The organism is Aeromonas bestiarum (assembly GCF_028751155.1).
GTDB classification, from domain to species: Bacteria; Pseudomonadota; Gammaproteobacteria; order Enterobacterales; family Aeromonadaceae; genus Aeromonas; species Aeromonas bestiarum.
The window spans coordinates 1814806-1827067 of the sequence record NZ_CP064746.1; the positions used below are offsets into that span (position 1 = coordinate 1814806).

The window sequence follows — 12262 nt, forward strand, 5'->3', positions numbered from 1 at the left end:
GCGCAGGGCGCTCAAGATGTGAGGGCGCAGGGGGAGGCGACCGGGTCGCACTCCCCCGACCGGTCTTTACAACCAGCGCTTCTCGCGGGTGAAGCAGACCGAGAGCCAGGCATCCCCCAGGGTATCGCCGAGGCGGGACCAGAGCTCCTGGCGCAGGGCATCCTGGCGCTCTATGGGCCACTCCTGCCCCGGCGCCACCAGAATGTTCAATTCCAGATCGAAGCGGCGGCCGCTTTTCGCCAGATGGCTGTAGCACTCGATGCCATGGCGCAGGCGCAGGGCCTCGATCTCCTGCTCAACTTGCCGGGGCACATCCCCCTTGGGGGCAATCTTCAGCACCTCCCGCAGGTTGCGACCCAGCACCTTGATGGGGATCAGGGTGGCGCAGAGGGCCAGCAGGGTGACCAGCACGGGATCTATGTAGCGGTTGTAGTGGCCGTAGCCGAGAACATCGAGCCCGATGGCCACCACGAAACCGATCAGCAGGGTGGCGCTGAGCAGGGTATCCACCAGCCACTCCTTGGAGTCGACCCGCACCAGCTCGGAGTCAATCTGCTCGGCGACCCGGGCTTCGATGCGATAGATGATGGCGCAGAAGAAGGTGCAGACGGCGGCGTAGACGAGGGCGTGGCCGAGATCGATCTCCCGGCCTCCTGCCAGCAGGGAGGTGATACCGCTGTAGAAGGCGCCGAGGCAGAGCAGCAGAATGATGGCGCCGTTGATGACGTTGGTGATGGGCTCGAAGTGGGCGTAGCCGTACTGGAAGCGATCATCGGAGGGACGGGTAACGAGATAGGCGGTGATGAGCCCGAGCCCCGTCATGCCCATGCTGAACAGGGTGAAGATGCCATCGAGCATGATGGCGTTGGAGCCGACGAACAGGCCATAGCCGATGCCGAAGATGGCAAAGGTGATGCAACCGAACAGCGACAGGGTCAGCGCCTGTTTTTCGGTGCGGATCAGCGTACTGATAACATGGCTGTAATGAGCCATAAAAGTCCTCCTTTCAAATGGTGAAGATTGCGCGCGCAAGCGGTTTTCTAGCTGATATACTGCCCGCTCACATGTGAGCGGACTGGTTCGGGGGCCCGCGAAGAGGCTGGCCCGAACGGTCGTTGTCGCCGGAGTACCGGCATCAAGCAAAGGATGGGAACAAGGATTCATGATCCCGAGACTCGATTACCAGGACAGTTTGTCACCCGCAACCCTGCAGTTTCTTGAGTTGCTAGAGCGCAGCGCATTTCGTGGTGATATCGAAAAGTCTTATGCAAGCCGGTTGGCGATGGCGACGGATAACAGCGTCTATCAGGTTGTACCTCAGGCGGTTCTCTATCCGCGCAGTGCAGACGATATTGCGGTGATGCTCAAGCTGGCCCAGGGGCCCGAGTACGCAACCTTGAGTTTCTTCCCTCGCGGCGGCGGTACCGGCACCAATGGTCAATCCTTGGGCGGCGGCATTATCGTCGATCTCTCGCGCCATATGAACCAGATCATGGAAATTAATCTGGAAGAGGGCTGGGTGCGGGCCCAGGCCGGGGTGGTGAAAGACCAGCTCAACGCCTATCTCAAACCCCACGGTTACTTCTTCTCGCCGGATCTCTCCACCTCCAACCGCGCCACCCTGGGGGGCATGGTCAACACAGATGCGTCCGGTCAGGGGTCGCTGGTCTACGGCAAGACCTCGGATCACGTGCTTGGCCTGAAAGCAGTGCTGGAAAACGGCGACATCATGGCGACCGAGCCGGTCAATGGCGCGCGTCTCGCCGACAAGCTGGCCCTTGAAAGCCGGGAGGGGGAGATCTATCGCACCCTCTATCGCATCGGCAAGGAACGGCGCGCTGACATAGAGGCGACCTTCCCCAAGCTCAACCGCTTTCTGACCGGTTACGACCTCAAGCATCTCTATCAGCCCGATACCGACACCCTGGATGTCAGTCGGGTGCTATGCGGCTCGGAAGGATCCCTGGGTTTTATCACAGAAGCCAGGCTCAACATCACCCCCATCCCGCGCTATCGCACCCTGGTCAACGTCAAGTACGACAGCTTCCCGTCGGCTCTGCGCAATGCCCCCTTTATGGTGGAGGCCCAGGCGCTGTCGGTGGAGACGGTGGACTCACGGGTGCTGGGGCTGGCTCGCGCCGACATCATCTGGCATTCGGTCAAGGCCTTCATTGAGGACGTGCCCGGCAAGGATCTGCAGGGGCTCAACATCGTCGAGTTTGCCGACACAGACGAGGGCGAGCATCAAGCCAAGGTGGTCGAGCTGTGCCGCCGTATCGACGATCTGTTGGCGCGTGGCGAGGCGGGCATCATCGGCTATCAGGTGTGCAACCACCTGGCCAGCATCGAGACCATCTACGCCATGCGCAAGAAGTCGGTAGGGCTGCTTGGCAACGCCGAGGGACGCAAGAAGCCGGTGGCCTTCACCGAAGATACTGCCGTGCCGCCGGAATCCCTGGCCGATTTCATCATGGAATTTCGCGCCCTGCTCGATGGTCACGGCCTCGACTACGGCATGTTCGGTCACGTCGATGCGGGCGTGCTGCACGTGCGCCCGGCGCTGGATTTGTGCGATCCCGAGCAGGAGGTGCTGCTGCGACGCATCTCGGATCAGGTGGTGGCGCTCACCGCCAAATATGGCGGCCTGATGTGGGGCGAGCACGGCAAGGGTTTTCGCTCCGAATACAGCCCCGCCTTCTTCGGCGAGTTGTGGGAAGAGCTGCAACGGGTCAAGGGCGCCTTCGACCCGGCCAACCGCATCAACCCGGGCAAGATCTGCATGCCTTATGGCAGCGGGGCCGAACTGGTGTCGGTGGATGGGCCCAAGCGCGGCAAGTTCGACCGCCAGATCCCGATTGCGGTGCGGGAAAGCTATACCCGGGCCATGGATTGCAACGGCAACGGCCTCTGTTTCACCTTCGAGACCGACTCCCCCATGTGCCCCTCGGTCAAGATCAGCCGCGATCGCCGCCACTCGCCGAAAGGGCGGGCCGGGCTGATGCGCGAATGGCTGCGCCAGCTGGCACAGCAGGGCTTCGATCCCCTGGCCGAGGAGGTGGCGCTGCAAAGTGGTGGTCTGCGCTTCAAGCAGATTGTCGACAAGTTTCGCAACACCCTGGCCCGCGCTCGCGGCCAGTATGATTTTTCCCACGAGGTGATGGAGGCAATGGAAGGGTGCCTGGCGTGCAAGGCCTGCACCAGCCAGTGCCCCATCAAGGTGGATGTGCCCACCTTCCGCGCCCGTTTCATGCAGCTTTATCACAGCCGCTACCTGCGGGGCCCCAAGGATTACTTCGTCGGCACCGTCGAAAGCTATGCCCCCCTGCTGGCCAGAGCGCCGAAACTGGTCAACTTCTTCCTGGAAAAAGAGTGGGCCCAGAAGGCGACCGAGAAGAGCATCGGCATGGTGGATGTGCCCCTGCTCTCGGTGCCGACCCTGGCCGAATCCCTGCACGACAACAAGGCGCGCTATTTCGACCTGCCGGGCCTCGAGGCCATGAGCCCGGAGCAGCGTGCCAAAGTGGTGCTCATAGTGCAGGATCCCTTCACCAGTTATTACGACGCCCCCGTGGTGCGGGACTTGGTGAAGCTTGCCAGCAAGCTTGGGCTGCAACCCTATCTGCTGCCATTCAAGCCCAACGGCAAGCCCCAGCACGTGAAGGGGTTCCTGCGTGCCTTTGCCCGCACCGCAGCCAACAGTGCCCAGTTCCTCAACAAGATAGCGGCGCTCGGCATTCCCATGGTGGGGGTCGATCCTTCACTGGTGCTTTGCTATCGGGACGAGTATGCCAAGGCCCTTGGTTCGGCCCGTGGCGACTTCCAGGTGCTGCTGCCCCAGGAGTGGCTGCTATCTTTACCCGCTCCCGAGAGCAGGGTGAGCGAGGGTGAACAGGCCGAGCCCTGGTATCTGTTTGCCCACTGCACCGAGAAGACCTCCAAGCCCTCGACCCACGGTGACTGGGGCACCTTGTTCCAGCGTTTTGGGGCCCGCTTGCAGCCTGTGTCTGTGGGCTGCTGCGGCATGGCCGGCACCTATGGCCACGACGCCAAACAGGTGGAAAATTCCAAGGGGATCTACGGGCTTAGCTGGGCAGAGCCGCTCTCCCGCCTGCCCAAAGAGCGCTGTCTGGCCACAGGTTACTCGTGCCGCAGCCAGGTCAAGCGGATGGAGGGGGAGAAACTCAAGCATCCGCTGCAGGCCCTGCTGGAACTGCTCTGATGCTGACGCTGCCCAAGCGGTTTCGGGTGCCGCAAGCCTTTCGGCACCCGCACTTCCTGCTGTTGCCTGTCGCCCAGAGTCAGGCTGTGGTGGAGTTTGTGGCCATGCAGCGTGAGCGCGAGCAACTGCACCAGTTGTTTCGCCCGGATGACGTCTGGCCCTCAGCCCAGTTCAGTCTGGGCCAGCACGAGGGGGATCTGGAGTGGCAGCGTTCCGAGTTTCTGGCCAAGCGCTCGTTCGCCTATGGTCTCTGGAGCCCGGAGCGTGAGCCGCAATTTTGGGGCGGGGTCTATCTCTACCCCTCGGTGCTGCCGGAGGTGGCGGTGGAATTGTTCTTCTGGAAGCTGGCCGAGGCCCCCCTCACCGATGCCGAGCTGGAAGCCGAGCTGCGGCTCTGGCTGGGCAAGGTATGGCACTGGCCAGAACCCTGCCTGCCGGGGCGGGAGCAGCCCTGGGCCGAGTGGCCCGGCGTGACCTATCCCTGGTGAGGTCCCGGCATCAGGAGCTGGCTTGGCAAGATGCCCCCTGATAGGGGCATCTTCTTTTCCAGCCCTTTTTCGCCGACACTGCTCATGTATAACCTGTTGATCACACAAGGAGTCTGCTCGCCATGAGTCAAGAGAATAGCGCCATCTGGCGCAAGCCCATGAGCCTGGAGGGGCTCAATGCCAGTTCCCGCAACACTCTGATGGCCCACCTGGACATCGTTTACACCGCTTTTGGCCCTGACTGGCTGGCGGCCACCATGCCGGTGGATCACCGCACCCATCAGCCCCTTGGCATGCTGCACGGCGGTGCGTCCGTGGTGCTGGCAGAGACGCTGGGATCCCTGGCCGCCAACATGGCGGTGGGCGCGGACAGCTACTGCGTGGGACTGGAAGTGAATGCCAACCACCTGCGGGCCAAGCGGGAAGGGGTGGTGACGGGGCGTTGCTCGCCACTGCATCTGGGGGCAACGACCCAGGTGTGGCAGATTGAAATTCGGGACGAACGTGAGCGTTTATTGTGCACCAGTCGATTGACCATGGCGGTGCTCAAACACAAGCGGGGCAAGGACTCCAGCGAGGAGTGATCTGCAATAACGCACCATGAGTGCAAAATAAGCAAGCCATAGTCGCAAGATCCCTCTATAATTGCCAACGTCTTGAGAGGCTTATCACATTTTTCAAGACAGCAGAACAAAGTGGCGCTATAATCGCCGCCTTTTTGCTATTCCGCGGTGCTTAGCCGCCTGCCTTAATCTGGAAGAATCTATGTCTGATACCGAACAACTGCCCCTTTTTAGTGAGCTTGGACTGGCCGCGCCTGTATTGAAAGCGCTGCAGGACGTGGGCTATGAGCGCCCGTCACCGATCCAGGCCGCAGCAATTCCCCACCTGATGGCGGGACACGATCTGCTGGGGCAGGCGCAAACCGGTACAGGGAAGACCGCTGCTTTTGCCTTGCCTCTGTTGTCTCGTCTGGAAGCTGGTAACCGCAATACCCAGGTTTTGGTGCTGGCACCGACCCGTGAACTGGCGCTGCAAGTTGCCGAGGCGTGCCAACGTTACGCCAAGCACATGCCGGACTTCCATGTTCTGCCCATCTACGGTGGTTCCTCTTACGAAACCCAGACCCGCGCCCTGCGTCGTGGTGCTCAGGTTGTCGTGGGTACCCCTGGCCGTGTGATGGACCTGATCCGTCGCAAGAACCTGGACCTCTCCGGCCTGAAAGCCCTGGTTCTGGACGAAGCCGATGAAATGCTGCGTATGGGCTTCATCGACGACGTGGACTGGATCATGGAACAGTGCCCGAGCACTCGTCAGGTCGCACTCTTCTCTGCCACCATGCCGGACCAGATCCGTCGTGTTGCCCAGAAGCACCTGAAGCAGCCGAAAGAGATCAAGATCATCACCAAGACGTCCACTGCACCGACCATCCGCCAGCGCTACTGGCAGGTAACCGGTCTGCACAAGCTGGACGCCATGACCCGTCTGCTGGAAGTCGAGCCGTACGAAGCCGTACTGGTCTTCGTGCGCACCAAGAACGCGGCCGAAGAGCTGGCTGGCAAACTGGCCGCCCGTGGTCACGCCTGTGAAGCGCTGCACGGTGACATCCCGCAGAAGCTGCGTGAGCGTACCGTCGACAAGCTGCGTCAAGGCCAGCTGGACATCCTGATCGCCACCGACGTTGTCGCCCGTGGTCTGGACGTTGAGCGCATCACTCACGTGGTGAACTACGACATTCCGTACGATACCGAATCCTACGTACACCGTATCGGCCGTACCGGCCGTGCTGGTCGCAAGGGTGAGGCCATCCTGTTTGTTGCTCCCCGTGAGCGCCGCATGCTGCGCGCCATCGAGCACGCCACTCGTCAGGCCATCGAGCCGATGAAGATGCCGAGCACCGAGGACATCAACCAGCACCGTATGACCAAGTTCAAAGAGCGCATCCGGGAAACCATGATGGGCGAAGAGCTTGAGATCTACCACAACCTGGTGAACGAGCTGATCGAAGAAGATTCTGCCGATCCGCTGGAGCTGGCTGCCGCACTGGCCAAGCTGGTGCAGGGTGACCAACCGCTGCTGCTGGATGAGTCCATCCCAGAGCCGCAGTTCAACCCGAGCAACGATCGTGGTGGCCGTGACTTCGAACGCCGTGACGGTGGTCGTGACTTCGCCGACCGTGGTGATCGTCCTGCCCGTCGCATGCCGTCTCTCGAACCGCGTCCGCTGAAAGACAATCCTGATGTAGAGATGGAGCGTTACCGCGTAGACGTGGGTGCCCATCACGGCGTCAAGCCGGGCCAGATCGTGGGCGCCATCGCCAACGAAGCGAACATCGAGAGCCGTTTCATCGGCAACATCGACATCGCCGATGACTTCTCCACCGTCGATCTGCCCAAGGGCATGACCGCCGATGTACTGGAAGTGATCAAGAAAGCCCGTGTTTGTCAGCGTCCGCTGATGATCACCCGCTACACCGAAGTGCCGGCCGGCAGCAACACTGCCCCCCGTCCGCCGCGCAGCGATCGTCCCTTCAACAAGGATCGCCGCCCCAGCGGTGACCGTCCGTTCAACAAGAGCGGGGAGCGCCGTGAAGGTGGCTTCAACAAGGATCGCAAGTTCGGTGGCAACAAGCGCCGCGACAGCTAAGTCCCGATAGTCTTGATAAAAAGGCCGCTCATCGAGCGGCCTTTTTGTTGCCTGTCATTTGGCTGGTCTGGGGCCTGGCTCCGCTCAAGAGGCCGGGATTGTGTTAGTCAGGGAGCGCCAGCATACTGCCTCTGCCTCTGCCTCTGCCTCTGCCTCTGCCTCTGCCTCTGCCTCTGCCTCTGCCTCTGCCTCTGCCTCTGCCTCTGCCTCTGCCTCTGCCTCTGCCTCTGCCTCTGCCTCTGCCTCTGCCTCTGCCTTGACCTTTGCCCTGTCGCCTGCCTCTGTCCTCCAGTCTGTAACACCAGTGTTGGGACAAGCCAGCAGACAGCTGTGACATCTAGGCCGGAGCATATGGTGCTTATCCCGAGCCAAGCGAGTGCCTGCCAGCAGGGCTCCCGTGTCAAGTTCAGGCTGGCTGGAGGACGGGTTGCACATGACGGACAACGAAAAGGCGACCCTGAGGTCGCCTTTTCGTGTCTGCATCTATCTTGTCCGGGGGCTCAGAGCACCATGGCGGCAATCCAGCCGAAGATGATGAGCGGTATGTTGTAGTGGATGAAGGTGGGCACCACGCTGTCCCAGATGTGGTCGTGCTGGCCGTCGGCGTTGAGGCCGGAGGTGGGGCCGAGCGTCGAGTCGGAGGCGGGGGAACCCGCATCCCCCAGCGCACCGGCAGCGCCCACCAGGGCTATGGTGGCCATGGGTGAGAAGCCGAGGTGGATGCACAGCGGCACATAGATGGTGGCTATGATGGGCACTGTGGAGAAGGAGGAGCCTATCCCCATGGTGATCAGGAGGCCAACCAGCAGCATCAGGAAGGCGGCGAGGCCCTTCTGATCCCCGATCACCGCAGAGACGGACTGCACCAGGCTCTCCACCCCGTGGGTGGCCTTCATCACGGCGGCGAAGCCGGCGGCCGAAATCATGATGAAACCGATGAGGGACATCATGCGCACGCCCTGGGTGAAGGCGTCCTGGCTTTCGCGAAACTTGATGACGCCGCCGCAGGTGAAGATGACGAAACCGGCCAGCGCCCCCAGCACTATGCTGTTGGTCATCAACTGCAGCCCCAGTGCCACGCCTATGGCCAGCAGGGCCACCCAGATGTGGTTGAGGTTGAGCTCCACCGTTTCCGGCTCGGCGGCCAGGATCTTTTCCAGATCATATTGGCGCGGCTTGCGGTAGCTGATGAAGACAGCGATCAAGAGACCGACGAACATGCCCAGCACAGGAATAGCCATCGCCAGCGGCAGCTGGCCGTGCTCGACCGGCACGCCGTTGTCGATCAGGTTCTTGGCCAGGATGTTGTTGAGGAAGATGCCGCCAAAACCGACCGGCAACAGCATATAGGTTGCGGTCAGGCCGAAGGTGATGACGCAGGCCACCTGACGGCGGTCGATCTGCATCTGGGCCATGACGTGCAGCAGCGGCGGGATCAGAATGGGAATGAAGGCGATGTGCACCGGGATCAGGTTCTGGGAGGAGATGGACACCGCCAGTACCGAGGTGAGCAGCAGGCTCTTGACCCAGAGGATGCGAGAGCTGCTGGCATCCTTGCCGAGCTGGCTGATCACCTTGCGGGCCAGCAGGTCGGTGATCCCGGAGCGGGAGATGGCGACCGCAAAGGCCCCCAGCATGGCATAGGAGAGGGCGATTTCGGCGCCGCCACCCAGACCACCGGTAAAGGTGCTGAGGGTCTCCTGCAGTGAGAGTCCGCCGATCAGGCCGCCGACGATGGCGCCGATGGAGAGGGAGACCACCACATTGATCCGCAGCAGGCTGAGCACCAGCATCAGCGCAACTGCGATAACAACAGGATTCATTTGATTTCCTTATAGATTGTGTTGCTGTCTGTCATGTGAAAGGCCGTTAGTTTGCGAAAAACGTGACAAATGTCGAGTAAAAAATCAGGGAAAACGCCAGTTGGCAGCATTCTCGGCTGGCCTGGGGTGACAAGGTGGGCGTGGGGATGAAAAACGGCCTTGTATGGGCCTGTTTTCGCCATTCTGGTCAAACCAGCTTGATACTGCCAACCCAATAGAAGAAGGCTGCCAGGGCAGCCTTCTTGCTCATTGCTCAAACCGGTTATTCGCTTGCATCGTCGGCGGTGGCCTCGTCCGGATGGGCCGGTGGCCAGCCACCCAGGCTCTTCCAGCGGTTGACGATATGACAGAACAGCTCGGTAGTGCGTTCTGTGTCATACAGGGCGGAGTGCGCCTCTTTATTGTCAAACGGGATGCGGGCGCTCTGACACGCCTTGGCCAGTACGGTTTGTCCCAGTGCTAGGCCGGAGAGGGCGGCGGTATCGAAGGTGGCAAACGGATGGAACGGATTGCGCTTGAGGCCGGCGCGCTCAGCGGCGGCCATCACGAAGCCGTGATCGAAGGTGGCGTTGTGGGCCACTATGATGGCGCGGCCGCAGTCGTGCTCCTTCATCCCCTTGCGAATGCCCTTGAAGATCTCGGTCAGCGCTTCTCTCTCGCTGACGGCACCGCGCAGCGGATTGAAGGGATCTATGCCGGTGAACTCCAGCGCCGCCTTCTCCAGGTTGGCGCCTTCGAATGGCTCGACGTGAAAATGAAAGATCTGGTCGGGCAGAAGCCAGCCATCCTCATCCATCTTGAGGGTATAGGCGGCGATTTCCAGCAAGGCGTCGGTTCTGGCATTGAACCCGGCGGTTTCAACATCGATGACGACGGGGTAAAAGCCACGAAAACGGCCCTTGAGGGTGTGAACAGCGTCGGTCATGGTATCTCGGTCGGCGTGAAATGAGGCGGCATTATGGCAAAAAAGCCGGCCCTTGTCCCTCATCCGCAGCCATGAGACAGGTGTCTGATTCTATTATCGACACTCGGGCTTATAATTGACCACTTCAACAATGGAATGGGGAGCGACGATGAATAAGCTGGGATTGGCGCACAAGATGTTGCTGGTGGTCTGCCTGCCGCTGCTGGCCTTGCTGTTTTTCTCCGGCCGATACGTGTATGAGCGTTATCGGGTCGAGCAGGAGATGGCGCAGGCGCAGGTCGCGCTCGAGGTGGTGCGGGAGGCTGCGCAACTGGCCCACGAGCTGCAAAAGGAGCGCGGCATGTCGGCGGGCTTTTTGGGCTCCGGCGGCAACAAGTTCCGCGACGCTCTGCCCGCCCAGCGCAAGCTGGTCGATACCCTGCTGGCACGTTTCCACGAGGAGCCCGCCCTGCTGGCGCTGGGAGAGGTGCAACAGGCACTGACCGGGCTTGTCGCCATGCGCGAGCGGGTCAGTGCGCTGGGGGTCGAGGTGGCGGAGCAGGTCAGCTTCTACAGCCGTCTCATCAGTCAGCTGCTGGCCGTGGTGGATCAGGTCAGCCTCAACAGCCAGGATGCCGACATAGCGCTGCAGACCAATGCCTATGCCGCCTTCTTGCAGAGCAAGGAGCGCATGGGGCTGGAGCGGGCGACCCTGAGCAATGTGTTCGGTCGTGACGGCTTCACCCCCGCGCTGTTGCAGCAATTCATCTCCCTGCTGGCGGCCCAGAATACCTATCTCGAACGCTTCCAGGCGGTGGCGAGCCCGTCACAGCGTCAGCTGCTGGCCGACAGCCTGGCCTCTCCCGTGGTGGCCAAGGTGGCCGCCATGGAAAAACTGGCGCTGGACAAGGCGGCCACCGGGGGCTTCGGGGTCGATGCCGAGGCCTGGTTTGCCTTGAGCACAGACAAGATTGGCCTGCTCAAGGAGAGTGAGGATCGCCTCTACCAGCAGCTGTCCGAGCGGGTCGGCCAGATGCGGGCCCAAAGTGCCAGCGACTTCTGGTGGGCCGCCATAGGTGTCTTGCTGTGCGTGGCGCTGACCACCTTCGTCTGTTGGCGGGTGGTGCGGGATCTGCATCTGGGCTTCATGGCCCTGCACCAGACCTTCAAACGGCTGGTGCAGGAGAATGACCTGACGGTGCGGGTCAACTGGCAATCCGGTGACGAGCTGGGCGCGCTGGCACGGGATCTGAACCATTTCCTCGCGCATCTCGAGGGGCTGCTGCTGGCGGTGCGCCGCTCCTGCGAGGTGCTGGCCCGCAGCGCCGCCGCGTCGGCAGACGTGATCGCCGAGGTCAACGCCGGCGTGGTCAGGGGCTTTGGTCAGGTGGATCTGGTGGCGACCGCCGCCACCGAGATGGCTTCCACCGTGGCCGAGATTGCGCGCAACGCGACCCAGACCTCGCTGGCGACTCAGCAGGCCATAGGCCGTGCCCGTCAGGGTGATAAAGAGGTGGATCAGACCATAGACGCCATCCAGCAGGTGGCGGGCACCCTGATCGATACCCAGCAACTGGTGGACAGCCTGCATCAGGATACAGAGTCGGTCGGCGAGGCGCTCAACCTCATCAAGCAGATCTCGGATCGCACCAATTTGCTGGCCCTCAACGCCGCCATCGAAGCGGCCCGTGCCGGTGAGTCAGGCCGCGGTTTTGCGGTGGTGGCCGAAGAGGTGAGGGCGCTCGCCTCCCGTACCCAGCAGGCCGCCGACGACATAGCGCGTATGCTGGTCCGTTTGCGCCAGGGCGCCAATCAGGCGGTCACCGCCATGCACCTGGGCACAGAGCAGGCGGGCCTGAGCGTGACCGAGGCCAAGCGGGCGGGCAGCGAGCTGACCGACATAGTCAACGAGGTGCGCAAGGTGAGCGACATGACGGCCCAGGTGGCGACGGCCACCGAGGAGCAGCGCTACGTCACCGACGACATACAGCACAACGTGATGACCATACGCGAGGTGTACGAGGCCCATCGCCTGCACTCGGAAACCTTGCAGCAGAACAGCGCCGAGCTGGATCTGCTGGCTCGCGAGCTGGCGGGCCGCATCGCCAGTTTCAAGCTGATGGAGCGTCCTGCACCCCACTGAGTGGTTTGCCCTAAAGCTTGTCCTGCCCTTGCCGATACC

9 protein-coding genes are annotated in these 12262 nt (G+C 61.8%); 5 read left to right on the forward strand and 4 right to left on the reverse strand.

Going from position 1 to position 12262, the window contains the following annotated elements:
* Positions 1 to 66 precede the first annotated feature (66 nt).
* Positions 67 to 993 (reverse strand): cation diffusion facilitator family transporter, encoded by a 927-nt coding sequence (locus IU367_RS08485; protein WP_274454028.1) that lies wholly within the window; start codon positions 991 to 993, stop codon positions 67 to 69.
* A 169-nt stretch (positions 994 to 1162) separates the two neighbouring features.
* On the opposite strand from IU367_RS08485, the gene ydiJ reads away from it, so the two are divergent.
* The 4 genes from ydiJ to IU367_RS08505 all read left to right on the forward strand — a co-directional run bounded on the left by ydiJ (position 1163) and on the right by IU367_RS08505 (position 7353).
* The gene (ydiJ, locus tag IU367_RS08490; protein WP_274454029.1) at positions 1163 to 4219 is read left to right on the forward strand and encodes a D-2-hydroxyglutarate dehydrogenase YdiJ; all 3057 of its coding nucleotides are present in this window, start codon (positions 1163 to 1165) and stop codon (positions 4217 to 4219) included.
* Entirely contained in the window at positions 4219 to 4707 is a 489-nt protein-coding gene (locus IU367_RS08495) for a hypothetical protein (protein WP_241326090.1), read from the forward strand. Before ydiJ ends, IU367_RS08495 begins: the two co-directional genes overlap by 1 nt.
* A gap of 122 nt (positions 4708 to 4829) precedes the next feature.
* On the forward strand, positions 4830 to 5291 hold the full coding sequence (locus IU367_RS08500) for a hotdog fold thioesterase (RefSeq protein WP_043556441.1): 462 nt from the start codon (positions 4830 to 4832) through the stop codon (positions 5289 to 5291).
* 181 nt (positions 5292 to 5472) lie between these two features.
* The gene (locus IU367_RS08505) at positions 5473 to 7353 is read left to right on the forward strand and encodes a DEAD/DEAH box helicase (protein WP_043139456.1); all 1881 of its coding nucleotides are present in this window, start codon (positions 5473 to 5475) and stop codon (positions 7351 to 7353) included.
* A gap of 84 nt (positions 7354 to 7437) precedes the next feature.
* Here IU367_RS08505 and IU367_RS08510 read toward each other — a convergent pair whose 3' ends face one another.
* The 3 genes from IU367_RS08510 to rnt all read right to left on the reverse strand — a co-directional run bounded on the left by IU367_RS08510 (position 7438) and on the right by rnt (position 10101).
* Entirely contained in the window at positions 7438 to 7836 is a 399-nt protein-coding gene (locus IU367_RS08510; RefSeq protein WP_274454030.1) for a hypothetical protein, read from the reverse strand.
* Positions 7837 to 7853: 17 nt separating this feature from the next.
* Entirely contained in the window at positions 7854 to 9176 is a 1323-nt protein-coding gene (locus IU367_RS08515) for a Na+/H+ antiporter family protein (protein WP_103470515.1), read from the reverse strand.
* A gap of 262 nt (positions 9177 to 9438) precedes the next feature.
* The gene (rnt, locus tag IU367_RS08520; protein WP_181003508.1) at positions 9439 to 10101 is read right to left on the reverse strand and encodes a ribonuclease T; all 663 of its coding nucleotides are present in this window, start codon (positions 10099 to 10101) and stop codon (positions 9439 to 9441) included.
* Between the two features lie 148 nt (positions 10102 to 10249).
* Between rnt and IU367_RS08525 the strand changes: the two genes are divergently transcribed.
* Positions 10250 to 12223 (forward strand): methyl-accepting chemotaxis protein, encoded by a 1974-nt coding sequence (locus tag IU367_RS08525; RefSeq protein WP_274454031.1) that lies wholly within the window; start codon positions 10250 to 10252, stop codon positions 12221 to 12223.
* The last annotated feature ends 39 nt before the right edge of the window (positions 12224 to 12262 follow it).